The organism is Nocardia sp. NPDC050630 (assembly GCF_044457245.1).
GTDB lineage: Bacteria > Actinomycetota > Actinomycetes > Mycobacteriales > Mycobacteriaceae > Nocardia.
On record NZ_JBITGN010000010.1, the window covers coordinates 238685 to 263182 of the forward strand.

The 24498-nt window shown below is 64.7% G+C and carries 21 protein-coding genes; 16 read left to right on the forward strand and 5 right to left on the reverse strand.

From position 1 onward, the window contains the following. Window positions 1-65 precede the first annotated feature (65 nt). From ACIBG0_RS25295 to ACIBG0_RS25305, 3 genes are all read left to right on the forward strand, one after another. Complete coding sequence (locus tag ACIBG0_RS25295; protein ID WP_397035441.1) at window positions 66-629, forward strand: hypothetical protein; 564 nt, start codon at window positions 66-68, stop codon at window positions 627-629. Between the two features lie 318 nt (window positions 630-947). Continuing rightward, entirely contained in the window at window positions 948-2399 is a 1452-nt protein-coding gene (locus ACIBG0_RS25300) for a PepSY-associated TM helix domain-containing protein (RefSeq protein ID WP_397035442.1), read from the forward strand. Between the two features lie 449 nt (window positions 2400-2848). Beyond that, the gene (locus ACIBG0_RS25305; protein WP_397035443.1) at window positions 2849-3571 is read left to right on the forward strand and encodes a DUF6319 family protein; all 723 of its coding nucleotides are present in this window, start codon (window positions 2849-2851) and stop codon (window positions 3569-3571) included. 85 nt (window positions 3572-3656) lie between these two features. Here ACIBG0_RS25305 and ACIBG0_RS25310 read toward each other — a convergent pair whose 3' ends face one another. The 3 genes from ACIBG0_RS25310 to ACIBG0_RS25320 are packed head-to-tail and all read right to left on the reverse strand — an operon-like array spanning window position 3657 to window position 6456. Beyond that, window positions 3657-5243 carry a diguanylate cyclase domain-containing protein gene (locus ACIBG0_RS25310; RefSeq protein WP_397035444.1) on the reverse strand — a complete coding sequence of 529 codons (1587 nt, stop codon included), beginning with the start codon at window positions 5241-5243 and terminating at the stop codon, window positions 3657-3659. After that, on the reverse strand, window positions 5243-5869 hold the full coding sequence (locus tag ACIBG0_RS25315; RefSeq protein ID WP_397035445.1) for a hypothetical protein: 627 nt from the start codon (window positions 5867-5869) through the stop codon (window positions 5243-5245). The genes ACIBG0_RS25310 and ACIBG0_RS25315 overlap by 1 nt, the downstream gene beginning before the upstream one ends. Continuing rightward, window positions 5866-6456 carry a pyruvoyl-dependent arginine decarboxylase gene (locus ACIBG0_RS25320; protein ID WP_397035446.1) on the reverse strand — a complete coding sequence of 197 codons (591 nt, stop codon included), beginning with the start codon at window positions 6454-6456 and terminating at the stop codon, window positions 5866-5868. The genes ACIBG0_RS25315 and ACIBG0_RS25320 overlap by 4 nt, the downstream gene beginning before the upstream one ends. Before the next feature lie 173 nt (window positions 6457-6629). Between ACIBG0_RS25320 and galK the strand changes: the two genes are divergently transcribed. The 4 genes from galK (at window position 6630) to ACIBG0_RS25340 (ending at window position 11179) form a co-directional block, all read left to right on the forward strand. Further along, window positions 6630-7766, forward strand: coding sequence for a galactokinase (gene galK / locus ACIBG0_RS25325; protein WP_397035447.1), 1137 nt, complete (start codon window positions 6630-6632; stop codon window positions 7764-7766). Window positions 7767-7920: 154 nt separating this feature from the next. Then, window positions 7921-9612: a sodium:solute symporter family protein gene (locus tag ACIBG0_RS25330; RefSeq protein WP_397035495.1), complete on the forward strand. Its 1692-nt coding sequence runs from the start codon at window positions 7921-7923 to the stop codon at window positions 9610-9612. Between the two features lie 12 nt (window positions 9613-9624). Further along, a complete protein-coding gene (locus ACIBG0_RS25335) occupies window positions 9625-9876 on the forward strand; it encodes a hypothetical protein (RefSeq protein ID WP_397035448.1) in 252 nt (83 codons plus the stop codon). Between the two features lie 73 nt (window positions 9877-9949). Further along, window positions 9950-11179: an epoxide hydrolase family protein gene (locus ACIBG0_RS25340; protein WP_397035449.1), complete on the forward strand. Its 1230-nt coding sequence runs from the start codon at window positions 9950-9952 to the stop codon at window positions 11177-11179. On the opposite strand, the gene ACIBG0_RS25345 is transcribed toward ACIBG0_RS25340, so the two are convergent. Then, the gene (locus ACIBG0_RS25345; RefSeq protein WP_397035450.1) at window positions 11176-11796 is read right to left on the reverse strand and encodes a TetR/AcrR family transcriptional regulator; all 621 of its coding nucleotides are present in this window, start codon (window positions 11794-11796) and stop codon (window positions 11176-11178) included. The genes ACIBG0_RS25340 and ACIBG0_RS25345 overlap by 4 nt on opposite strands. A 154-nt stretch (window positions 11797-11950) precedes the next feature. Here ACIBG0_RS25345 and ACIBG0_RS25350 point away from each other — a divergent pair, with 154 nt between their 5' ends. From ACIBG0_RS25350 to ACIBG0_RS25375, 6 genes are all read left to right on the forward strand, one after another. Then, window positions 11951-13318, forward strand: a complete 1368-nt coding sequence (locus tag ACIBG0_RS25350; protein WP_397035451.1) for a flavin-containing monooxygenase — start codon at window positions 11951-11953, stop codon at window positions 13316-13318. A 10-nt stretch (window positions 13319-13328) separates the two neighbouring features. Continuing rightward, window positions 13329-14468 carry a serine hydrolase domain-containing protein gene (locus tag ACIBG0_RS25355; protein ID WP_397035452.1) on the forward strand — a complete coding sequence of 380 codons (1140 nt, stop codon included), beginning with the start codon at window positions 13329-13331 and terminating at the stop codon, window positions 14466-14468. Continuing rightward, window positions 14468-15508 (forward strand): NAD(P)-dependent alcohol dehydrogenase, encoded by a 1041-nt coding sequence (locus ACIBG0_RS25360; protein WP_397035496.1) that lies wholly within the window; start codon window positions 14468-14470, stop codon window positions 15506-15508. Before ACIBG0_RS25355 ends, ACIBG0_RS25360 begins: the two co-directional genes overlap by 1 nt. Window positions 15509-15528: 20 nt before the next feature. Further along, on the forward strand, window positions 15529-17202 hold the full coding sequence (locus ACIBG0_RS25365; protein WP_397035453.1) for a class I adenylate-forming enzyme family protein: 1674 nt from the start codon (window positions 15529-15531) through the stop codon (window positions 17200-17202). 4 nt (window positions 17203-17206) lie between these two features. Continuing rightward, window positions 17207-18970, forward strand: coding sequence for an amidohydrolase family protein (locus ACIBG0_RS25370; RefSeq protein WP_397035454.1), 1764 nt, complete (start codon window positions 17207-17209; stop codon window positions 18968-18970). Between the two features lie 658 nt (window positions 18971-19628). Then, window positions 19629-20807 (forward strand): DoxX family membrane protein, encoded by a 1179-nt coding sequence (locus ACIBG0_RS25375; protein WP_397035455.1) that lies wholly within the window; start codon window positions 19629-19631, stop codon window positions 20805-20807. Between the two features lie 13 nt (window positions 20808-20820). On the opposite strand, the gene ACIBG0_RS25380 is transcribed toward ACIBG0_RS25375, so the two are convergent. Then, a complete protein-coding gene (locus ACIBG0_RS25380; protein ID WP_397035456.1) occupies window positions 20821-21282 on the reverse strand; it encodes an STAS domain-containing protein in 462 nt (153 codons plus the stop codon). A gap of 209 nt (window positions 21283-21491) precedes the next feature. Between ACIBG0_RS25380 and ACIBG0_RS25385 the strand changes: the two genes are divergently transcribed. The 3 genes from ACIBG0_RS25385 to ACIBG0_RS25395 are packed head-to-tail and all read left to right on the forward strand — an operon-like array spanning window position 21492 to window position 24429. After that, on the forward strand, window positions 21492-22535 hold the full coding sequence (locus ACIBG0_RS25385) for an ABC transporter substrate-binding protein (protein ID WP_397035457.1): 1044 nt from the start codon (window positions 21492-21494) through the stop codon (window positions 22533-22535). Next, window positions 22532-23581, forward strand: a complete 1050-nt coding sequence (locus ACIBG0_RS25390) for a FecCD family ABC transporter permease (protein ID WP_397035458.1) — start codon at window positions 22532-22534, stop codon at window positions 23579-23581. Before ACIBG0_RS25385 ends, ACIBG0_RS25390 begins: the two co-directional genes overlap by 4 nt. Then, complete coding sequence (locus ACIBG0_RS25395) at window positions 23578-24429, forward strand: ABC transporter ATP-binding protein (RefSeq protein ID WP_397035459.1); 852 nt, start codon at window positions 23578-23580, stop codon at window positions 24427-24429. Before ACIBG0_RS25390 ends, ACIBG0_RS25395 begins: the two co-directional genes overlap by 4 nt. Window positions 24430-24498: the final 69 nt, after the last annotated feature.

Here is a 24498-nt window from a genome sequence, read left to right on the forward strand (position 1 = left end):
TCCCATGAATTTCGTCCGCCGCCCGGGTGGGGACCGATGGGTAATTCGTCGGCTATCATCAGCGCGTGAGTATCGAGTTCGGCCCGGCCGCTGCGGGGCATCGCAGCGCCGTCGCGCGAGTGCGCGGCGCATGTGCCGGTTCGATCTCCGGTGCCGTATCCGTTGCGGCACACGGGTGTGCGTCCGATGGGATGCCACCGGACAGCGCCACGCTCGTACTCCTCGCCGCCGCTTGCGCCGTTGTCGGCGCACTGGTCGCCGGGCTCGCACCGCTGCGTGACACCTCGATCGGACTGATCTCGGTCCTCGCCGCAGGTCAGCTACTCGGGCACGTCACCATGGGCTGGAGTTCGGGGCATATGCGTCACCTCGATGCACAGCTCACGCCCGGTATGGTGGCCGCCCACCTCGTGGCGGCCGTACTCGCCGCGGTGGTTATCCGAGGCGCGGAGGCCGCGTATCGAAGCGGTTGCGCGCTGCTCTCGCGGGTGCTGCCGATGCGGTACCACCCGCCCGCGATACCCGGGCCGGCGTCGCTGCGCCTGACGCATCGCGATCGTGTTGTGCTGCGCATATTCGCCGCGGAATCGCTGCACACGCGCGGGCCGCCGTTGGCGTTCGGTCGCTGATATTCCTTACCCGGTGCACGGGCCCCGCTCGTGCGTCGTCGTTACCGCGCAACGCCTTTGCGAGGCGAGATTTCATATGACCATCTGAAATCGATCCTTGGATTGCTGGTTCGTCGGTCAGCAGGGCTGCCGAGTCAGGACTCGCCCAGTTGTCGTGCGGCGCCCTCCTCGCCCCGGCGAATGCCGGGATCCGCTGTCTGTCATGAATTTTGGCGTTTGCCCGCTTTACCGTGCGTCCAGCGGATTCCGACAACCATTCGCCGATTACGAACGGCCGACGATCTTCCGGGTTCTTCCGAACTCCAGAAACGAATAGTCATGAGTATTACGGACACCAGTCCACCGGATGCCGAATCGCCCGCTCCGACAAAGGAAACGCGGTCGCGCAACGGCCTCTATCCCCTCGCGATGCGGTTGCATTTCTATGCGGGCATCTTCGTCGCACCGTTCATCCTGATCGCCGCGGTCACCGGAGCGCTCTATGCCATCTCCCCGACCGTGGAATCGATCACCTCGCACCAGCTGTTGAAGGTCGAGGCGCATGGCGAAATGCGGCCGCTGTCCGAACAGGTCACCGCGGCCGTGGCCACCGAGCCAGATCTGAAGCTGGTCGCGGTGGCTCCGGCACCGGAGGCCGATGACACCACCCGCGTGCTGTTCGAAGACCCGTCACTCGGCGAATCCGAACGGCGTGCGGTCTTCGTGAATCCATATACCGCGCAGCCGGTCGGCAGCGATGTGGTCTACGGCAGTTCGGGTGCGCTTCCGATGCGCACCTGGATCGATAGGCTGCATCGGGATCTGCACTTGGGCGAGCCGGGTCGCATCTACAGCGAACTCGCCGCGTCCTGGTTGTGGGTCGTGGCGCTGGCCGGTCTGGTGCTGTGGATCCGTCGCGTGCGCGGACGCCGCAACCGCAACTCCGCGGCTTGGCTGCTGGCACCGGACGGTTCACAAACCGGCCGTGGCCGTTCAATGAATTGGCATGGGGCCGTGGGTATTTGGATCATGCCGGTGATCCTGCTGCTCTCGGCGACCGGGATGACCTGGTCGACCTATGCTGGCGAGAGCATCACCGAACTGCGCGAGCGGCTCAGCTGGACAACACCCGCTGTGAGCACCGCGCTGCCGGGCGCGACCGCGCAGGGGCATGCCGGGGGCGAGCATCACAGCAGCGGTGGCGACCACGCGCCCGCGCCGATGGCTATGCCGACCCGGATCGCACAGCTCGACGGGGTCTATACGGCGGCCCGCGCCAATGGCATAACCCAGGGCTCCGAGATCGCCGTTCCGGCCGAACCCGGCGTCGCATTCGCGGTGAAGGAACGGCGCATGTCCGGCACCTACACCGTCGATTCGGTTGCCGTCGACGGCGTGACCGGCACGGTCACCGACAAACTCGCCTACGCCGACTGGCCGATCATGGCCAAGCTCACCAACTGGGGCATCCAATTCCACATGGGCCTGATGTTCGGGCTGCTCAACCAATTACTGCTGCTAGCGGTGATGATCGGGCTGGTAGTCGTGCTCATGCTCGGCTACCTGATGTGGTGGAAGCGACGGCCGACCCGCGGTGCTTCGCGGCTCGCCATCGGACGCGCGCCACGTCGCGGCGCATTGCGCCAGACCGCGCCGTGGCTGGCGCTGCCCATCGTGGCGGCGGCGCTGGTTGTCGGCTGGTTCGTGCCGCTGGTCGGGCTGAGCCTGCTCGGCTTCCTCGGTGTCGACGTCATTGTCGGCCTGGTCGTGGGCAAACGCGTCACGGCTTAGTCGCGGGATATTCCCGGACACCGATTACGTGCCGTGCACGTCATCGCCGCGCCATGCCATGTGCGGTGTCGCGGGACGCAGCAACTGAACTGCCGGGGCGTGAGGGGCTCCGGCAGTTACCACCAGCCCTAGTTCGGTCGTGAACAACTGCCGCACAACCGAATACGAGCGCCCCCTCGGCCACAACCGGGCGGGGCGCTCGTTAATGCTGGAAACGCGCCAGAATCCGGGGACTTCAGTCCCGCTTTCGTGGACGCCGAACGCTCTTGACACCCGCGACAGTACCGTTGCTGTGAGTTCGCTGCGATTTCGAAGTTCGGCTGATTCCGGGTGGATTCGGTGGTGGCTTGTGAATGTGTCGGTGGTGTACGGCATCATCTGTGCACGCAGCCATCCACGAATACCGCTCGGAGTGCACCATGCCGTCCCCACGAACGAGACCACAGCCATTGTCGGACACTGAGATTCAGCAGATCGCCACGGACATCGCCGGCGGTCGCCCGCCGATGGTGTGGTTCACCGCGGCCGCGGTGGGCGTGCCGGAGGGACGGTCCGGCAAGGTGGTGGAGATCGGTGATCGATCCGAGAGCGACTTCCTGCGGGTCAAGCCGACCGGATCGAAGGATGTACTGTCCTTTTCTCCGACCGAAGTGACGTTGACCAAGCCGCCGCGCGATAAGGCGGCAACCACAAGCTCTGCCCAGCCGAAGTCGACAACCAGGAAGGAATCCACGGTGACCCAGCCGTCGACCTTGACGAGCACCGCGACACCGGCCCCCCAGCCGGTCCCGAGCCCCACCCCACCCGCCCCGGCCTCGAAACCCGTTGCCCCTGCGGCGGAACCGGCCAAGCCCGCGGGCACCGCGAAGCCTGCGGCGAAGGCTACTGCCGCGCGGAGCAAGGCGAAGGCACCGGAAGTGACGGTGACGCTGACAGGTACCGCCGACGGCGAGTGGTCGGTCGATGTGGTCAGCGGAAAAAAGAAGTCCGTGCGCGGTCTGCCGGTGACCAGCTCCGCGGTGGCGCAGGCGGCCAAGGTGTTGCATCCGGAGGTGGCCGAGGTGGTTGCCGGAATCCTGGAGGCGGCCCGGGTGGTCCAGGAGTCCAAAGTGCAGCAGTTACAGGCCGAGTTAGAAGAAGCGCGGCGACTGCTCGAGGAACTGTCCGACTAGATCGCGGCGCTTTTGCTGGTCAGACCCACAGAGCTGGACGGATCGGATCGCAGTGCCGATCGAACAGATTGTGGTGCTCGGCTGATCAGACCGCGGTGCTGGTGGACGTGCCGCTGGCATTGAACGACCTGCCGCTCGGGCGCCAGATCCGGCGTCCCGAGTCGGCACTGCTGTGGCGTGCGTCGGTGCGGCGTGGTTCCGGACCGTGGCGCAGATCGTCGTGGAAGGCATAGCCGAGCGAGTACTCCTTCGCGTGGTACATCGCCGAATCCGCTTCTCGGATGAGGTCGTAGATGGTGTCGTCAGAGCTGCGCGGGCTGCCGCAGGCCAGCCCGACACTCGCGGTGATCGGAATTTCGCCCGCGCTCAGCTCGAACGGCCGAACGAAGGCGCCGAGTAGTCGCTCCGCGAGCATCGTGGCCTCCTGTCGGTCCAGCGGTGCGAGCACCACGAATTCGTCGCCGCCGTAGCGGGCCACCACATCGTCGCGCCGGATGAGGTGCCGAATCCGGGATGCCGCATTCGCGATCAGTTCGTCGCCGACCGCGTGGCCGTAGCTGTCATTGACCATCTTGAAGCCATCGAGATCAATGAACAGCAGGCACAGCGGTTGCTCGATCCAGTGATCGCGATTGCGATTCAGCGCCCGCAGCAGCGCGGCACGGTTCAGCAATCCGGTGAGCATGTCGTGATCGGCCTGGTATTGCGCGCGCCGTTCACTGCGTGCACTGCGGACGATCGCGCGTTCGCTGCGCACCAGCACGCCGATGAGCAGCAGCGCACACAGTGACGAGACCACCACCCGATCGAGAGGGTCCAGACTGGAACCGACCACCGGAATCAGCGAGGCCACGATCAAAGCGACCGCGATGAAGCTGGCCCGCTGCCGCGAATGGTGCGGGTGAATGCGCCGGGGCGCACCGAGACTCGCCATGGTCGGATGCAGCGCCGCGACGCCGACGATCGGATAGGCCACCAGCAGCGGCACCAGCAATAACTCGTGCGCGACGGGTGCGCGCCCGACGGCGTCGAGGCTGTACCCGAAATCGCCGATCAGCACCGCGATCAACCCGACGTGCAACAGGCGCAGCGAGGTCTCCGAACGAGTCGCGGTCGCCATCGAATGCGCTACCAAACTCAGCAGCAGTGCATCGAGCACCGGGTAGGTCGCGGCCACCACCGTGTGCGCGACGGTGTCGTGCGACTGCAGGATCGGTGAGATCAGAAAGGTCCACGAAGCGAGCAGTGCGCCGAGACCGATGAGCGCCGAGTCGAGCAGCAGATCGTAGTTCGGCCGGACCTGGCGCGGGCGCAGCCACAGCGCCGCGGCAACTCCGGTGCCGAGATACCCTGCGAGCGTGAACAGGTCGTCGATCGGATGCAGCTTGTGGCTGTCGACCTCGCGGGTGGCCGTACCCACGGCGAACAGCACCGCCGACGCCGAGAGCAGATACCACGGCAGGGGGCGCTCGGGACGATACCGCCGCAGGCCGATACAGATCATGATGAGCGCCGCGAGCACCACGGCGGCAATGGTCAGCAGCGACACCGGCCGGACATCGATCAAGAGCAGCACCGCCAGACCAGCTGCGGTCAGCGCGAGAGATACTGTGCACCAGCGCATTTCCTGGCGGTGCCGAATGGTGGTCGACTGCTCTTCGCTGACGGTCATCAGCCCCCCTTGGTCGCTCCATCCCCAGTGAACCGCGCCGCGTAGTAGGTCTGCGAATCCTCCACCGCGACGTCGACGTTCGCCGCCTGCTCATCGAGCACCGCTCGAATGCTGTCGGCGAAGGAAAACCGAGTGTTGTTGTATGAGCAGATGTCCCAACCGACCGCCGCGCGCTCGGCCACCAATACCTGGACAACTGATTTGATCATGGCATGGAATGCGGCTCCTTGTCGGGCACTTGGCGCAACAAGGGTGAAACCCGCGTAGTAGATCGCGTCGCGTGCCGAATGTTCGGGATAGCGGGCAGCGAAATACTCCGGACTGATCCACGGAACAGTCTCGAGATGTTTGGTCAAAGTCGTCACCCCGATGGGCTCGCCGGTCGCGGTGCGCGCGACATGTTTGACAACCCGCGGATCGATCATCTCCTCGCGGAATTCCGATCGGTGCAGCACCTGCCTGGCAATGGCCTTGGTGCGCAAGGGGCCGAAGGCCTCCTCGTACAGCAGGTGGAACATGTCGATCCGGTCGTCCGGAATGGTCGATTCGAGAGTGACTTTCAGCTCAGGCAGCCCACCCGTCGCTCGACCACAACCTGCTATGGAATCGCTGCGCAATGCTGTCATTGTTGTCCCCACGGTGTCGTGTGGTACGCCGCCAGCACGAGTGCGCAGGTCGGAGTGCCATCGGAGTGGGCCTCGGTGGTGCACAGCTGAATCGGGCCGAAACGTTGCGGTCGGTTGCGGGTCATATCGGTCAAACTCGCGCGAATGAGCGTCGCGACCTGCGCGGCGGTCTCGGCCTCGTGTTCGACGAAAAGTCCGGCGCCGGAACCGTCGTCGCGCAGCGCCCAGCCGATGCCCGCGCCCGCGCGCTCACCCGCCGCATCCGCGTGCTGCGCGGCATAGACACAGTAGAGCCGATCACCCCAGCGGATCGGTTTGCGGACGCGCGCGGTGCGGGCCAGCACAGCGCGCGGTGGAATGACCGATGACAGGCGGATCAAGTTGGCATCACCTACTCCCAGGTCACGCAGTGCCGCATCGAAGGCCGACATAGCTGTCGGGCCGGTCCCCGTCGCCGCGCCGATCTCGATCGTCAGTGGAGCTCCGGAGTCACGCTGATCGCTGCGGTCCGGCCTGCCCATGGGCGGGAGTAGTCGATCGATCCACTGCAGCCCGAGTAGGCCGCCGCGTGGGGTTGTCAGAACCATAATGCCCTCCCGAAGCCACCGGCCGGATTTTTTAGGCCGGTATTGCGTCAAATTCGACTGTGCGTCAAGAAGATCGATCACGCATCCGCGCAGGCCGAAATACATGCTCCGGTGGCGTGTCTCGTAGGGTGTGGTGCCCAGGGTTGCTCGGATGACGTGCGTGGGCACTGGCAATGCGACGAAGTGAGGAATTCGTGCCGAAGTGGGTTGCGCCGGGGCGGGTCAACATCATCGGTGAACACACCGATTACAACGACGGTTTCGTGCTGCCCATCGCATTGCCGCTGGTAGTCGAGTGTCGAGCGGAGGCGCGCACCGACGGACGGGTCCGGGTGGTCTCGCGGCAGCGCCCGGGTGAGACCGTGCTGGTCGCGGTGAGCGAGCTTGCCGCCGAACGGGATCGGGTGCCGGGATGGTCGCGTTATCCGCTGGGCGTTGTGTCCGAATTCGCGCGGCGTGGATATGTGGGTGACGGAGTCGATCTGGAACTGGACGGTGCGGTGCCGATCGGCGCCGGATTGTCCTCCTCGGCGGCGCTGTCGTGTGCGGTGGCGGTCGCGCTGCGAGATCTATTCGCACCCACCGTCACCGATCGCGAATTGATCGATCTGGCCCGCGCCGCCGAGAACGACTACGCCGGAGTGCCGACCGGACTGCTCGATCAGTCCGCATCGATTCTGTGCACGGCCGGACACGCGCTGTTCCTGGATGTGCGCAGATTGGTCGCCCACGATGGTGTCGCGCACGAACAGATTCCGTTCGATCTCGATCGGTTCGGGCTGGAACTGTTGGTGATCGATACCGGACAGCCGCACGCGCTGATCGATGGTGGTTACGCACGGCGGCGCGCCCAATGCGAGGCGGCCGCTGCGGCGCTCGATGTTCCGGCACTGCGCGATATCGAATCGGCGGCGGCTGTGGAGCGCATCGGCGACGCGATACTGCGGCGGCGAGCGCGCCATGTGGTGACCGAGAATGCGCGAGTGCTCGCGGTTGCCGAAAAGTTGCGAGGCGGTGCGGATCCGCGCGAGATCGGACCGATCCTGACCGCGGCACACGAGTCACTGCGCGGTGATTTCGAGGTTTCGACACCGGCACTGGACGCCGCGGTATCCGCCGCGCTCGACGCCGGAGCGCACGGCGCGCGGATGGTCGGCGGCGGGTTCGGCGGCAGCGTCATCGCGCTCGTCGATCGGGACGTCACCGCGGCGGTCGCGGACGCGGTGCGAGATCGATTCGCGCAATCGGGTTTCGAGGCACCGCGCACCTTCGTCGTCGTGCCCGGTGCCGGTGCGCACCGCATCGTGTGAGCAACTGTCCAACTTTTGTGCGTGAATGTGCCGCGCGGGTACGGCACAATCACGCACAGTAGAACGCGAGACGTCCAGTTTCATCGCCTGGAGGGACGACGCTGTGCCGCTTGCCGATTCGACCGCTTACTCATCGGCGCTGGATGCCGTCTCGATACAGGCCGAGACGACACTGCGCCTGGACGCGCAGCCCGTCGACTATGCGCTGGTAGCGCTGTATTTCGTCTTCGTACTCGGCATCGGTCTGCTGGCCAGGCAGCGGATCTCGTCGAGTATCGACTTCTTCCTGTCCGGACGATCACTGCCCGCCTGGGTGACCGGTCTCGCCTTCATCTCCGCCAATCTCGGCGCGGTCGAGATCATGGGCATGTCGGCCAATGGCGCCGAATACGGCTTCCCCACCTTCCACTACTTCTGGATCGGCGCGGTGCCTGCCATGCTGTTCCTCGGTGTGGTGATGATGCCGTTCTACTACGGCTCCAAGGTGCGCAGTGTCCCGGAATTCATGCGGCGACGCTTCGGCACCGGCGCCCATCTGGTGAACGCGTTGAGCTTCGCGATCGCGCAGGTGCTCATTGCCGGGGTGAATCTGTATTTGCTCGGTTCGATTCTGAATGTGCTGCTGGGTTGGCCGCTGTGGGTGTCGGTGATCGTCGCCGCGGCGATCGTGCTTTCCTACATCACGCTCGGCGGGTTGTCGGCGGCGATCTACAACGAGGTTTTGCAGTTCTTCGTGATCGTCGCCGCGCTGTTGCCGCTGACGCTGGTCGGTCTGCACAAGGCCGGTGGCTGGGATGGGCTGCGTGACAAGGTGACCGCGTCCCCCGGTGGTGGCCCGCAGTTGGACTCCTGGCCCGGCAATGCGCTCAGCGGGTTCGCCAATGACTTCCTTTCGGTGGTCGGCATCGTCTTCGGTCTCGGATTCGTGCTCTCCTTCGGCTACTGGACCACCAACTTCGTCGAGGTGCAGCGCGCGCTGGCGACGCATTCCATTTCGGCCGCGCGGCGCACCCCGATCATCGGCGCGTATCCGAAGATGTTCATTCCGTTGATCGTGGTGATTCCCGGCATGATCAGCGCGGTGCTGGTACCGCAGATGAGTGAGTACAAGGCGGCGGAGACGACCGGTTCGAACTACTCCGGCGATGCCACCTATAACCAGGCCCTGCTGTATCTGATGAAGGATGTGCTGCCGAACGGGCTACTCGGCGTCGGGCTCGCCGGATTGCTCGCGGCGTTCATGGCGGGTATGGCGGCCAATATCTCCGCCTTCAATACGGTGTTCAGCTATGACCTGTGGCAGCAGTATGTGCGGCGGGATCGGCCGGACGGGTACTACCTGAACGTCGGTCGCCTCGCGACGGTCGGCGCGACGGTCGCGGCTATCGGAACCGCCTTCATCGCAGGCAATTTCAGCAATATGATGGACTATCTGCAGACGCTGTTCAGCTTCTTCAATGCACCGCTGTTCGCGACCTTCATTCTCGGTATGTTCTGGAAGCGGATGACGCCGACGGCGGGTTGGATGGGACTGGTCTTCGGAACCGCCTCGGCCATTGTCGTTTTCATTCTGCACAAGGCGGGCGTTTTCGAATTGTCCGGTCAGGGTTCGAGTTTCGTCGCGGCCGGTGTGGCGTTCGTGGTGGATATCGTGGTCAGCGTCGCGGTTACCCAGGTGACGCAGTCGAAGCCGGATGCCGAGCTGGTCGGGCTGGTGTATTCGCAGACGCCGAAGGAACTACGCCACGATCCGGACGAAGCGGATCTGCCCTGGTATCAACGGCCGGTACTGCTGGCGGGGATTGCGCTGGTCCTGGTCATCGCACTGAATATCATCGTCGGATAAGGAGGCCAGTCGATGCTTTTCGATATCCGCACCATTGTCGGCGCGCTGCTCGGCAGTTACGCCGTCGTGCTGGTCGTGACAGGACTGGTGCACAACACCGGGGCCGAGGAGGCCAAGACCGGTGGGGTGAATGTGAATATCTGGGCTGGTCTCGGCATGGGAGCGGTGGCGATCGCGTTCCTGGTCTGGGTGTTGTTGCGGCCGGTCGCGGTGCCGACCAAGGACGCACCCGCCAGTACGGAGGATTCGCCTCCCGAGGCATGACTCGAGCTCGCGATTTCGCCGGTGTTACGGTCGGGACATCCGAGATTTCGCGAAGCGGTTGCAGGAGAGATCTTTGAGTCACGCCGACCCGTTCCCGTTCCAGCCGACGCCTATTCATGTGCCCGATGCGGTGCTCACCGACCTACGGCAGCGACTCGCACTGACGCGCTGGCCCGACGATGTGGGCAATGACGACCGCTACTACGGCGTAGACCGCGGCTACCTTCAAGAACTGGTCGAGTACTGGCAGCATGAATACGACTGGCGCAAGGCCGAAGCCGCGATCAACGCCTACGACAACTACCTCATCGAGGTCGATGGCGTTCCGGTGCATTTCCTGCGCAAACCCGGTGTCGGCCCGAATCCGATACCGCTGATCCTCACCCACGGCTGGCCGTGGACCTTCTGGCACTGGGCCAAGGTCATCGATCCGCTCGCCGACCCCGGTGCGTTCGGCGGCGATCCGGCCGATGCCTTCGATGTGATCGTGCCGTCGTTTCCCGGTTTCGGATTCTCCAGTCCGCTACCGAAGCACCCGGATATGAACTTCTGGAAGGTCGCCGATCTCTGGCACATCCTGATGACCGAAACTCTCGGCTACACCAAATACGCCGCCGCGGGGTGCGATGTGGGCGCGTTGGTCACCGGTCAACTCGGCCATAAATACGCCGACGAGCTGTACGCCATCCATATCGGCTCGGGCCAGAAGCTGACGCTGTTCGAGGGCGACCGCGCCTGGGATATCAGCGGCGGGCGTCCCATTCCGGACGGCCTGCCCAAGGATGTCTATGCCCGAATCATCGAGTTGGAGCATCGTTTCGGCGTCCACCTCGCGGCGCACGTCCTCGAACCGAGCACCCTGGCCTTCGGCCTGTCCGATTCACCCGCGGGCATGCTCGCCTGGATACTCCAGCGCTGGATGGCATGGAGTGACGACGGCGGCAATATCGAAACCGTCTTCACCAAGGACGATCTGCTCACCCACGCGATGATCTTCTGGGCCACCAATTCCATCGGCACCTCGATCCGCACCTACGCCAATAACAACCGCTACCCCTGGACCCCGTCGCACGAGCGCCAACCCGTCGTCGAGGCGCCCACCGGAATCACCTTCGTCGGCTACGAAAATCCGCCCGGCGTCACCACCGCCGACCGCGTCGAGCACTTCCGCGCCAGCGATCGCGGCCCCTGGTACAACCACGTCAACCTCACTGCCCATGACAAGGGCGGCCACTTCATCCCCTGGGAAATCCCCGACCTCTGGACCCAGGACCTGCGCCGCACCTTCCGTGGCCGCCGCTAAGCGGGGGATTGTAAAGCCGGGAACCAGATGTCGGTGAGTACTTCGGCAGCCTGATCGGCGGAGACATCGATGGTGCCCTGCATGGCCCAGCGGGTGAAGAAGCGTTCCAGTTGGGCGACAAGGAGTTCCACGCGTAGGCGGGCCTCGTCGCGGCGGTTTTCGGGCCAGCGGGCAAGGTAGGAGGTCATGGCATTGGGCAGGGCAAGGATGCCGCGGCGGGCGATTTCGCGGAATTCCGGTTCCAGTGCGGTGGCCTCGTCCCATGCCGGCAGCAGGTCCTTGTATTCGTGGAACCAGGCGATGGCGCGGGTCACCCAGTCCACGAATGCCGCGCGGGAGCCGGTGTCGAGCACCCGGTCCAGATCCTCGTAGAAGTACAGTGCGGTCGGCGCGGTGCTCTGTTGGGCAATGGCGCGCAGGATCTCGAGCTTGCTACTGAAGTGCAAGTAAAAGGTGGCCCGGCTGCAGCCGACGGCGGCGGCGATGTCGTCGACCCGCACCGCCGCATAACCCCGTTCGATGAACAGCGCCTTCGCGCCCTCCACCAGTCTGGCGCGGGTCTGCAGCTTCTGTTCGTCGCGCAGACTCGGTCCGGGCGGGTTCGATTTGGTCGGCATGTTAGACATCATGTCATTCACTAGACAGTGCGTCTAGTGAGTGCTACTTTGTTGCCTACGTCACTCCACGTGTCGCAGGCGGCGCGGGATGGTTCGCCGCACCGGATCCGGTGCCGCCCACGTGACGGCAATCCTTCGGACGAGGACTACGGAATTGACTCACAGCAATCTGCCCCGGGTATGCGTCATCGGCGCGGGCCCCTCCGGAATCACCGCCGCAAAACGCCTGCAGGACTTCGATATTCCTTTCGAGGTCTTCGAAGCGAGCGATGAGGTGGGCGGCAATTGGTATTTCAAGAATCCCAACGGGATGTCGGCCTGCTACCAGTCGCTGCATATCGACACCAGTAAGTTCCGGCTTGCCTTCGAGGATTATCCGGCGCCCGAGGAATGGCCCGACTTCCCGCATCACTCGCAGCTGTTCCAGTACTTCAAGGATTACGTCGACCATTTCGGCTTCCGCGACAAGATCCTGTTCAATACCAAGGTCACCGCGGCCGAACGTCAAGACGACGGCAGCTGGCTCATCACCGCTAGCGATGGCCGCACCAGGGCCTACGACGCACTTATCGTCTGCAATGGGCACCACTGGGATCCGCGCATTCCGGACTATCCCGGCGAATTCGACGGCGTGCTGATCCACAGTCACGCCTACAACGATCCGTTCGATCCGGTGGATATGCGTGGTAAGAAGATCGTGGTGGTCGGCATGGGCAACTCCGGCCTCGATATCGCCTCGGAGCTGTCCCAGCGCTTTGTGGCCGAGCGGCTCACCGTTTCCGCGCGCCGCGGGGTCTGGGTACTGCCGAAATATGTGAACGGCAAGGTAGGCGACAAACAGAGTGTGCCGCCATGGATTCCGCGCAAGGTCAGCTTGAAGCTCAAGCAGCGATTCGTGCGGAAGTTCCGCGGCGATATGGAGTTCTACGGGCTGCCCAAACCGGATCACAAACCATTCGAGGCGCATCCGTCGGCGAGTGAGGAGTTCCTGCATCGCGCCGGTTGCGGGGACATCGCCTTCAAACCGGCCATTACCGCACTGGAGGGGCCGCGGGTGCGCTTCGCCGACGGCAGCACCGAAGAGGTGGACGTCATCGTCTGCGCCACCGGCTACCACATCAGCTTCCCGTTCTTCTCAGATCCGCGACTGGTGCCGGACGAGCAGAATCGCATCCCGCTGTTCAAACAGATGATGAAACCGGGTGTGGACAATTTGTTCTATCTCGGTCTGGCCCAACCGCTGCCGACGCTGGTCAATTTCGCCGAGCAGCAGAGCAAGTTGGTCGCGGCCTATCTGACGGGCAAGTACCTGCCGCCGTCGCAGGCGCAGATGAATGCCGAGATCGCGGCGGCCGAACAGCGCCGCACCGGACGGTATTACAATTCGCCTCGGCACACGATCCAGGTCGAGTTCGAGCCCTATGTGCGCGATATGAACCGGGAAATGGCCAGGGGCGCGAAGCGAGCCGCCGCCGCCGGCAATGCGTTACCGGTGCCCGCGAGGGCGCTCGAGAACGCGTAAGGGCGGCGCGATGACGACATCAGGATTCTGTACCGACGAATTCGCCGGTGTGCGAAAAGAATTGGCCGATCAGATCGCCTCGGGTGCGGAGCTCGGGGCATCGATCTGCGTGACCGTCGACGGCGAACCGGTCGTCGATATCTGGGGCGGGCACCGCGATCTCGAGCGGACCGTGCCGTGGACCGAGGACACCTTGGTCAATGTCTTCTCCATCAGCAAGACCATGACCGCACTATCGGCGCTGCTGCTGGTGGAGCGCGGTGAGCTGGATGTGCAGCAGAAGGTGGCGCACTACTGGCCGGAGTTCGCCGCGAACGGCAAGGACGATATCGAGATTCGTCATCTGCTCGGTCACACCTCCGGCGTCTCCGGTTGGGAGCGGCCGATCGAGCTGGCAGATATCTACGACACCGAGGCGGCGAGCGCGCGGCTCGCTACCCAGGCGCCGTGGTGGGAGCCGGGCACCGCATCGGGCTATCACGCACTGAACTACGGACATCTGGTCGGCGAGGTGATTCGTCGAATTACCGGCCGCACCCTTGGCGAGTTCTTCGCCGAGGAACTGGCCGGACCGTTGAATGCCGATTTCCATATCGGCACCGCACCCGACAATCACGACCGCATCGCACCGCTCGTCCCGCCCCCGCTGCTGCAATTCGATATGGCCGCGCTCGATCAGGACAGCATTCTGGTCAAGACGCTCACCAGTCCCCTGCTCGATATCCCGCAGGCCAATAGCGCCGCATGGCGCGAGGCCGAGATCGGGGCGGTGAACGGGCACGGCAATGCGCGTTCGGTGGCGGCGGTGCAGTCGCTGGTGGCCTGCGGTGGTGCACTGCACGGGCAAAGGTTGTTGTCGGAGAAGACCATCGATCTGATTTTCGAACAGCAGTCCGACGGTGCGGATCTGGCACTGCTGCTGCCGCTGCGCTTCGGCCTCGGTTACGGGCTGCCGCAATCGCAGACCGCCCCGGAGGTGCCCGACGGGAAGGTCTGCTGGTGGGCCGGATTCGGCGGTGCCATCGTGGTCAACGACCTCGATCATCGAGTCACCTTCGCCTACACCATGAACAAGATGGCTCCGGGACTCATCGGCTCCGATCGAGCGAATGCCTACCTGCGCGCCGTGTTTTCGGTGGTGCGCACATGATGCGGGCATTGCAGCTCACCGAACCCGGTGTGCTCGAACTGCGCGAGGTCGCGGTGCCCACGATCGGGCCGACTGATCTGCTGCTGCGGGTCGGTGCGGCGGGCATCTGTCATTCCGATCTGCATGTGCTGCATATTCCGTTCAAGATGCGCGAAGAACCGCTGACGCTCGGGCACGAGGTGGCGGGCACCATCGAGGCGGTCGGCAGTGCGATCGAAGCTCGACGGGTCGGTGAGCGCGGCATCGTCTATCTGTGCTGGTCGTGCGGTGTCTGCAGAGAATGTGTGAGCGGCAATGAAAATGTATGTCGCGCCGCCGGGCGCACCGCCATGCCGCCGTGCCCGGGACTCGGTCCGGACGGTGGGATGGCGGAGTACATCCGCATACCCGCCAGCTCTTTCGTGCCGATAGGGGAGCTGGATTTTCTGCAGGCCGCGCCGCTGGCCGATGCGGCGCTGTCGAGCTATCACGCCATCAACGGTGCACGCGAGCAGTTGTACCCCGGTGCTGTCGCGGTGGTTATCGGCATCGGTGGACTCGGCCATGTCGCGGTGCAGATCCTTACCGCGACCAGCGCGACGCACGTGATCGCCGTTGACGTGAGCGAGGACAAACTCGCCTTGACCGCCCGCTGCGGTGCGGCCAAGGGCCTGCTGGCCGGTGCCGATACCGCGCGCGAAATCCTGGACCGCACCGATGGCCGTGGTGCCGATGCGGTCTTCGACTTCGTCGGTGTCGATGCGACCGCCAGGCTGGCGGTGGAATCGGTCGCCCCCAATGGCGCATACCGCATGATCGGGCTCGGCGGTGGCGCACCGGAAATCACGGCCGGGCCAGCGGGTGGTCCGGGCTGGCCATGGGGCGCTTCGATTCGAAAGTCCTACGGCGGCACCAAATCCGACCTGATCAACTCCGTAGCCCTGGCCCAGTCGGGTCGGCTCACTGTCGAAACCGAACGCTTCGAACTGGCGGACGGCCGCGCAGCGCTCGACCGACTGGAGCGCGGACTCATTACCGGCCGCGCAGTACTAGTGCCCTGAACCCATGAGGAAGTGTCGCTATGACAAAGCCCTTCGATCCACAGGCATTGGCCGCTGAGGCCGTCGCGCGGCTGACCGGTCCCGGCGGGCCGTTCGAGATGACAGTCGAAGATGTGCTCGGCGCACCGATTCCGGTGATCAAAGATCGGGTGCGCTCATTGCGCGAAGTGCTCGCGGCCTCGGTCGCCCTGGATGATCGCGACTACCTGGTCACCGAGGACCGGCGGATGTCCTATGCCGAGCACGTGGCCGCCGTCGCAGCGTTGGCTCGTGCGCTGCGGGAGCGATACGGCGTCGAAAAGGGTGACCGAATCGGCATACTCGCCGCCAATACTCCCGAATGGGTGGTGACTTTCTGGGCGGCGCAGACGTTGGGTGCGATCGCGGTGGGGTACAACGCCTGGTGGATGCCGCGCGAAATCGCCTACGGTCTGGAGCACACCAGCGCGAAGGTCCTGATCGTCGATGCGAAACGCGCGGGCCAGGTGGCACAGTTGGATATTCGGGTTCCCGTGCTCACCATGGAGACCGACCTGCCCGCCCTGATAGCCGAGTTCGGCGAGGGGGAGCTACCGGATACTCCGGTGGACGAGGACGATCCCGCGGTCATCCTCTACACCAGCGGCACCAGCGGCCGCCCCAAGGGCGCGGTGCATTCCCATCGAAACCTGGTGGCGGTCATCGACTATCACCGGTTCAACGACGCGCTCGCCGCAGCCTTCCAGGGCGGCGTAGACGACGGCAGCCCGAAGGGCCGCCGCTTCCTGCTCACCTCCCCACTGTTTCATATCGCCAGCCTGCACAATCTGGTGTTGCCACGCATGGTGACCGGCGATACCGCCGTCATATACCAGGGCGCGTTCGATGCCGACCGGATACTGCGGCTGATCGAACGCGAGCGGATCAGCAATTGGGGTGCGATGCCGACCATGGCGAGTCGTTTACTCGAAGTGGATCTGTCGAAATACGATCTGACCTCGCTGGCCGCCTTCTCGCTCAATTCAGCACCGTCCTCGGCCGCGCTGCAACAGCAACTGCGCGAACAACTTCCGGTCGCCAAAACCGCATTGGTGACCAGCTACGGCATGACCGAATGCAGTACCGCGGCGACCATCGCCGCACCGGCCGAACTGGCCGCCTTTCCGGATACCGTCGGCCGCCCGGTCATCGGAGTCGACCTGCAGATCCGCGACGCGCTCGGCGAACCCGTCGGCGAGGGCGTCGAGGGTGAGATCTGGGTGCGCAGCCCCTATGTCATGCTCGGCTACTGGGCCGATGAGGCCGCGACCGCCGCGGCCATCACGCCCGAGCGCTGGTTGCGCACCGGCGATATCGGTGTCCTCGACCAAGGCCGACTCCGATTGTCCGGCCGGCGTTCGGATCTCATTCTGCGCGGTGGCGAGAATGTCTATCCAACCGAGGTCGAGCAGTGTCTGGACGAGCATCCCGCGGTGCGCGAATCCGCCGTCGTCGGGGTGCCCGATGCCGATCTCGGCCAGGTGGTCGCGGCCCTGGTTGTGGTCGATAACGCTTCCGCCACAACCGAACAGGATTTGGCGGACTTCGCGAAGCAGCGCATCGCGTATTACAAGGTGCCCGCACGGTGGCGGATCACCACGACTCCCCTGACCCGCAATGCGACCGGCAAGGTCGTGCGGGCCGGAATCGCCGAAGCCCTGTCCACCGCGGAGTGAAGCCATGTACGACACGATCATCAGAGGCGGACGGTGGTTCGACGGCACCGGCTCGCCGTCGGTCATCCGTCACCTCGGAATCCGGGCAGGTTTTCTAGCCGCGGTTTCGGCCGAACCGCTCGACGAGACCGACTGCCCACACGTCATCGATGCCGCCGGGAAATGGGTGATTCCCGGCATGATCGATATCCACACGCACTACGACGTCGAGGTGCTGCAGAGTCCGGCGCTGGCCGAATCCATCCGGCACGGCATCACCACCGTGCTGCTCGGATCGTGCTCATTGTCGACGGTGCATGTCGACGCATCGGACGCCGGCGACCTGTTCGGCAGGGTGGAGGCCATTCCGCGCAAACATGTGATTGCGGCAATGACCGAAATCAAGTCCTGGACTTCGGCGCACGAATATGTGGAGGCACTCGAGGCGCTGCCGCTCGGACCCAACCTGGCCGCCTTCATCGGGCATTCCGATATCCGGGCAGCGGAGATGGGATTGGATCGCGCCACCCGCAAGGAGGTTCGGCCTACCGATGCCGAATTGACCGCCATGGCAGCGAAACTCGAGGAGGCATTGACCGCGGGCTTCGTCGGCATGTCCTCCCAACAGCTGCTATTCGACAAGCTCGACGGTGAGGTCTGCCGGTCACGCACGCTGCCCTCGACCTACGCGACCACCCGCGAACGCCGCAGGCTCAACGCGATCCTGCGGCGTCGCGGCCGGGTGCTGCAGGGTGGTCCGGATGTGGCCCGGCCGCAGAGTCTGGTGGCGATGGCGGCGAGCAGCCTCGGCATCTTCCGCAAACCCCTCAAGGTCAGCCTGCTGTCGGCGGCCGATATCAAGGCCATTCCCGCTGTCGCCCAGATCTTTCCGCTTATCGCGCGGGTGCTCAATCGGCTGGGCGGCGACTTCCGCTGGCAGCATCTGCCGGTGCCGTTCGAGGTCTACTCCGACGGTATCGATCTGCCGGTATTCGAGGAATTCGGTTCGGGCGCTGCCGCATTGCACCTGTCCAACCAGTTGGAGCAGCGCCGGGAACTACTGCGTGACGAAAGTTACCGACGCCGATTCCGCAAGGACTACGACAAGAAGTTCGGGCCGCGGGTGTGGCATCGCGATTTCTTCGACGCCGAAATCGTGGAGTGTCCGGATGCTTCGGTGATCGGCAAGACCTTCGGTCAGGTCGGGCAGGATCGCGGTGGCCTGCATCCGGTGGACGCGTTCCTGGACCTGGTCGTCGAATACGGTGGCAAGGTGCGTTGGCACACAACGATTTCCAATCACCGGCCGCAGGTGCTGGATAAATTCGCCGCCGATCCCGGTGTGCAGCTCGGCTTCTCGGATGCAGGCGCGCACCTGCGGAATATGGCCTTCTACAACTTCGGGCTGCGGTTTCTAAGACGGGTGTACGACGCCGAGCGCGCGGGGCATCCGTTCCTGTCCCTCGAACGTGCGGTGCACCGCATTACCGGCGAACTGGCCGACTGGTACGGCATCGACGCCGGCCATCTGCGTCCGGGTGACCGCGCCGATCTGGTCGTCATCGATCCCGCCCAGCTGGACGAGACCGTGGAGGGGTACGCCGAAGCACCGATCGCGGCATTCGACAATCTGTCGCGCATGGTCAATCGCAATGACGCCACGGTGGTCGCGGTGCTCGTCGGCGGGCAGTACGTCTTCGGCGCGGGCGTGGCAGCACCGGCGCTCGGTGCACGCCGCACCGGACGCTTCCTCCGGGCGAACTCCCGACCTCGCCCGACCATCCGCTAGCAATTCGCTTCGTCGCCGGATTCGCGCTACTTCAAGCGTTACTGGCGAACACAGGTGTTCGCCTATCCGTTCGCAAGAGGTGACGTGGCGATCTTCGCCCATCGCGGTCGGGATCGGGTCTATGACCGCGTCAGCAGTGGCCTGGGGCGCCGGACTCCCGCTGGCGCCGGTGGCCAGCAGGTTGGCGCTGCCGGCTGCGCTCATCTCCCGAATCGTGGCCGATCAGCTCGGCGAAGGCGGGCGGCGGCGCACACTGCAGCACTCACCGCGCGGCTCATGGCGCACTGGGGCGACAAGGGCCGGTTGCAGGCGCTGCACGGCTTGGTGCAGGACTCCCGACCTATGCCGATATGTTCAACCCCACGATCTGCGCCATCTTGGGCAAGCAGAATCGCATCCTGTCCGCCCGCGCCGGGCCCGCCCGGATGAGACACTGCATCCACACACTCGAATTCAGCTCACGGATTGCGGCCACCTGCCTATGGTGGAGAATCCAGAGACCGTAACGAACATCATCACCACCTTTCTGTCCAGTCCGTAGGTACGGCCGTTCGGCGCGACAGAACACCCGGTCAATCCCTGATTCGGGTGTTGATCTTGTTGTTTGACGGCGCCGAACGCGGTTACCCGGACCTCAGCCATCGAGGAAAGGGACGTCATGTTGCTACGCCGATTTGCCCGACCACTGCTGGCGACCGCGTTCGTCGCCGATGGGGTCGACGCGCTGGTCCACCCCGAGCCGCGCACCCAAGCGGCATCGACCCTGGTCCAGCAGGGTCAGCAATCGCTGCCCGACAATATCGCCGCGAAATTGCCAGCGGATCCGGGGACGGTCGTGCGGATCAATGCGATCACCCAGGTCTCTGCCGGTGTGCTGCTTGCCCTCGGCAAGTTTCCGCGCCTGGCCTCGCTCACCCTGGCCGCGACCGTGATTCCCGCGACGCTCACCGAACAGGATTTCTGGGCGGAGAAGGATCCGGAACGCAAGGCGGCCAAGCGCAACGCCTTCCTCAAGGATGTGAGTCTGCTCGGCGGTCTGATGATCGCCAGCGCGGATACCGAGGGCAGGCCGTCGCTCGGCTGGCGTGGTCGACGCGCCGCGAGCAATGCCACGGCAGCCGTTTCGGCCGCATTGCCGTTCACCGCAACGGATTCGGCGACGAGCGAGAGCCTGCGTCGGCACGCGGTCGATGCCGCCGCGCGGGCCCGCGAACTCGGCGATGTCGCGGCGACGCGGGTCGCGACGGCCGCGCAGGAGCGCGGGTCCGATATCGCGGATACGGTCAAGGAACACGGTCCGGAATGGGCTGAGTTGGCCAAGGAACGCAGTGCGAAGTGGGCCGAGAAGGCCGCCGAACTCGCCGAGCTCGCCAGGGAACGCGGCCCTGAAATCGCCGCGACAGCGCGCGAGCGAGGTGCGCATTTCGCCGAAGTGGCTCAGCACCGCGGCGCCGAACTCGCCGAGCTCGCCAAGGAGCGCGGACCCGAACTCGCCTCGACCGCACGCGAACGCGGCGCCGAACTCTCGGAGAAAACCCAGAAGCGTAGTGCGCGCTTGGCGGAGAAGGCCCAGCACCGCGGCATCGAGCTCGCCGAACTCGCCAAGGAGCGCGGACCCGAACTCGCCTCGACCGCGCGCAAGCGCGGCGCCGAACTCTCCGGGAAAGCACAGAAGCGCGGTGCGCGCTTGACCGCGAAGGCCGAGCGACGTGCCAAGAAGGCCCAGCCGCGGGTGGACAGGGCGCTGCGCAAGCTCGATAGGGCTCAGGACCGGGCGGCGCTCGCACAGGAACGGATTGCGAAGGCACGTGCCCGCGTGGAGGCGCGGCGCGGCTGAATTCGCGCGAACCCTACACCGGGGCAGCACATCCCGGTGTAGGGCCCGCGAGTGCCGCGGCCAACGAAGGGACGCGGCAGAAGTTCGTGGCAAGTCCGGTGAGTTCTATGGCTCGATCGACACAGCGCACCGTGGTGATCAAAACCATTCGGCGGTCGGCCTTTTCGGCGGCCGCCTGCGCCTCGACCAGGATCGTCAGTCCGGCCGCGGCGAAGAAGGTGACCGGGGACAAGTCGACAACCATGATGGATCCCTGAGAACCGAAGGCGCGCAATAGCTTCTCCCGCAGTCGCGGCGCGGTCGACAAATCGACCTCGCCCGCCACAACTACCAGCGTGACATCACCACGCGGATGGCTCACCGTGAATTGGATGATCCGAGCTCCGGACACGGTCGAAATATCGACGCGCTCACCGTGTTCGGTTTTGTCACGGTCAGCGGGTCTACCTGCCGGATAAGCGAAATGGATCGACATGCGCTGGCTCCTGCGGTCCGGTCGGACCTATCTCACCAGTCAAGCAGGATCGGCTGGGTCTGTACAGGGATCCTGCGCGCCACGCGGTAACGGATACGAAAAATCACCGGGAACCATGGCGTGATGCCGTACGACTAAGTGTTCATGCAGCATACAGCGGTGCGGATGCGCCCTACCGAAACCGGCGATCGCATCGAAAGATCCCGCCCATGAAACGTAGCGCTGTGCTGGCCTTGACCGTCGGCGCCATCACCGTCGCCGGATGTTCGACCACGGTCACCGAATCCGCGTCCACCGCACCCGCCGCAGCGACCGAGGGCGTCACGAAATATCCCGTCAGCGTGGAGAACTGCGGCAAGAGCTATACGTTCACCGAGGCACCGAAGCGGGTTGTGGTGATGAACGGCGGTTCCGTCGGCGAGGTTTCGTCGCTGGTCGCTCTCGGCGTCGCGGACCGCGTCATCGCCAATGCGCAGTCCTACGGCTTCTCCGACGTGTCCGGCCGCGCCGAGGCCATCGCTGCCCTGCCGACCGGTGGTATTACACCGAACAACCTGCAGGACATCCCCCGCGAGGCCATGCTTGCCCAGCATCCCGATCTCGTCATCTCCACCGGAGGTGGCGGCTTCTCCGCCGATCAGGGTTTCGCCACTCGTGCCGAGTTGTCCGGTGCGGGAGCCAATACCTATGTTCCCCGAACCAATTGCGCTCCGACCGGTGCCGTCTCCGGCATGCCGACCGTCGAGGACAGCTATGCCATGCTGCGCGATTTCGGCACGATCTTCGATGTGCCCGGTCGCGCCGAGAAGCTCATCGAAGACCTCGAGCGCAAGATCGCCGAGACATCCGCGCGGGTGGCGAGCCAGCCGAAGAAGAATGTGCTGCTCATCTTCCCGGATATGGGTATGGGCGATGGGGGCGACTTTTCGGCCATCGCGGCAGGCGGCATCTGGAACGACGTAATCGAAAAGGCCGGTGCGGTGAATCCGTTCAACCGAACAGACGGAACCACTTTCGTGACGATCAGCAAGGAAATGCTCGCCATCACCTCGATCGACGGGCTCATCGTGGTCAACTACCGCAATCGCGATATCGATGGCGCGGCCAGGCGGATCCTCGAGCAGTTTCCGCAGTGGAACGCGAGCAAGAACAGCAACTACACGGTGCTCTCGGATTCGATCTATCTCGGACCGAGCAATGACATCGCCGTGGACAAGATCGCCAGACTCGTACACCCCCTACAGTTCTCATGACCACCACGCTTCGACGACGGCGGTTGTCGGCGACCGCGCCCCTGCCGTTCACCATTGCCGTTTCGCTGGCGATCCTGTTGGTGGTCATGCTGGTATCCATCGGTGCGGGATCGGTCGCAGTCTCGATAGCCGATACGTTGCGGGTCATATTCGCCCACTTGTCGGGTGGGACACCGAATGTCGGGTTCACCGTCGACCAGATCATCTGGAACTATCGCCTCCCCCGGGTCATTCTCGCCGCGCTCTGCGGCTGCGGCTTGGCGATTTCGGGTGTGATTCTGCAAGCGCTGGTGAATAACCCGCTGGCCGATCCGTATGTGCTCGGATTGTCATCGGGCGCCGCACTCGGCGCGGTGACCGTAATCGTCACCGCAGGTGCGGCACTCGGCGGTATAGGCGTCTCGACCGCGGCCTTCATCGGCGCAATCGGAACCGCCGCAGTGGTTTTCGCTCTCGGACAGCGGCGTGGCACGCTGGCACCGACCCGTCTGGTGCTGGCCGGTGTCGCCGTCGGATATCTCCTGCTGGCGGCGACGAACTACCTCCAACTACGTGCGACACCGAATGAGCTTCGTGCGGTGATGTTCTGGGCCATGGGCAGTGTCTCCGGCGCGAGTTGGTCCCGACTCGGACCGGTCACGCTGGTGGTCCTCATGGTCGTCGCCGTCGTGCTGGCCTTCGGTCGTCGCCTCAATGTGCTCGGCACCGGCGACGAACAGGCCACGGCGCTGGGCATCGACGTCCGGTCTACCCGAATCATCCTGTTGGTACTGGCCTCCCTGCTGACCGGCGTGCTCATCGCGGTGGCGGGCGGAATCGGCTTCGTTGGCTTGATGATTCCGCATCTGATACGGCTGGCCTTCGGCATGGATCACCGTCGGGTGCTACCGCTGGCGGCACTGCTCGGCGCGGCATATCTCGTCCTGGTCGACCTGCTGTCGCGGACCATCAACGCTCCCAACGAACTTCCCCTCGGCATCTTCACCGCCGCCTTCGGTGCACCGTTCTTCCTTTGGCTACTCCGCCACGAGGGAGGTTCGGCGTGACCGGGCAGCGCGCCCATGCGCCGGGCACCCCGCGCACTGGGCGTCCGGTCGAGTCACAGGGTGCCCAGATGGCCGACTTGTCGGTCGTGGGGGTGGCGGTTGGATTCGGGGGTGCGCGCGTGCTCGATGCGGTGACGTTGCACGCACCGCCCGGGGCGCTCGTGGGGGTGGTGGGGCCGAATGGGAGCGGTAAGACGACGTTGTTGCGGACCATTTATCGGACACTGCGACCGAATGCGGGCGTGGTGCTGGTCGACGGCACCGATATCAGTTCGCTGTCGGTGCGCGCGGCGGCACGCACTACCGCGGCCGTGCTGCAAAATGGTTCGGGCGCGACGGAATTGACGGTCGACGAGCTGATCTGGCTCGGCCGCAATCCGCATCACGCGCTGTTCAGCCGGGACACCGTCGCCGATCATGCGGCGGTCGCGGATGCCATGGCGCGCACAGATGTCACCGACTATGCCGAGCGCCCGATCGGCTCACTATCGGGTGGTGAGCGTCAGCGGGTGCTGCTCGCCCGGGCGCTCGCACAGCAACCGCGCCTGCTGGTGCTGGACGAACTGACCAACCACCTCGACGTGCGCACTCGATTCGAACTACTCGACCTGGTCCGCTCGACCGGTATCACCACGCTTGCGGTACTGCACGAATTGGATCTCGCGGTGCGCTGCTGTGATCAGCTGGTCGTGCTCGATCACGGCAAGGTCGTGGCGGCGGGTGCCGTGCTCGAGGTCATGACGCCCGAACTGCTGCGGAAAGTGTTCGGTGTCAATGCCACTGCCGAGGTGCACGACGACGGCATCGTTCGATTGCATTACGCCGCACAGCCTTTGGCCGCCCGCTGAACAACGCTCCTCCGGGATTCGCCTACTCAGCGGAAGGCGGAATCTGCCGTTCGCGGGCGCTCACCGTCG

Coding starts and splice junctions, on each gene's coding strand:
- ACIBG0_RS25300 (WP_397035442.1), top strand. CDS start 948: ATGAGTATTACGGACACCAGTCCACCGGATGCCGAATCGCCCGCTCCG.
- ACIBG0_RS25310 (WP_397035444.1), bottom strand. CDS start 5,243: ATGACCGTCAGCGAAGAGCAGTCGACCACCATTCGGCACCGCCAGGAA.
- ACIBG0_RS25315 (WP_397035445.1), bottom strand. CDS start 5,869: ATGACAGCATTGCGCAGCGATTCCATAGCAGGTTGTGGTCGAGCGACG.
- ACIBG0_RS25320 (WP_397035446.1), bottom strand. CDS start 6,456: ATGGTTCTGACAACCCCACGCGGCGGCCTACTCGGGCTGCAGTGGATC.
- galK (WP_397035447.1), top strand. CDS start 6,630: ATGCGACGAAGTGAGGAATTCGTGCCGAAGTGGGTTGCGCCGGGGCGG.
- ACIBG0_RS25335 (WP_397035448.1), top strand. CDS start 9,625: ATGCTTTTCGATATCCGCACCATTGTCGGCGCGCTGCTCGGCAGTTAC.
- ACIBG0_RS25345 (WP_397035450.1), bottom strand. CDS start 11,796: ATGCCGACCAAATCGAACCCGCCCGGACCGAGTCTGCGCGACGAACAG.
- ACIBG0_RS25355 (WP_397035452.1), top strand. CDS start 13,329: ATGACGACATCAGGATTCTGTACCGACGAATTCGCCGGTGTGCGAAAA.
- ACIBG0_RS25360 (WP_397035496.1), top strand. CDS start 14,468: ATGCGGGCATTGCAGCTCACCGAACCCGGTGTGCTCGAACTGCGCGAG.
- ACIBG0_RS25365 (WP_397035453.1), top strand. CDS start 15,529: ATGACAAAGCCCTTCGATCCACAGGCATTGGCCGCTGAGGCCGTCGCG.
- ACIBG0_RS25370 (WP_397035454.1), top strand. CDS start 17,207: ATGTACGACACGATCATCAGAGGCGGACGGTGGTTCGACGGCACCGGC.
- ACIBG0_RS25375 (WP_397035455.1), top strand. CDS start 19,629: ATGTTGCTACGCCGATTTGCCCGACCACTGCTGGCGACCGCGTTCGTC.
- ACIBG0_RS25380 (WP_397035456.1), bottom strand. CDS start 21,282: ATGTCGATCCATTTCGCTTATCCGGCAGGTAGACCCGCTGACCGTGAC.
- ACIBG0_RS25385 (WP_397035457.1), top strand. CDS start 21,492: ATGAAACGTAGCGCTGTGCTGGCCTTGACCGTCGGCGCCATCACCGTC.
- ACIBG0_RS25390 (WP_397035458.1), top strand. CDS start 22,532: ATGACCACCACGCTTCGACGACGGCGGTTGTCGGCGACCGCGCCCCTG.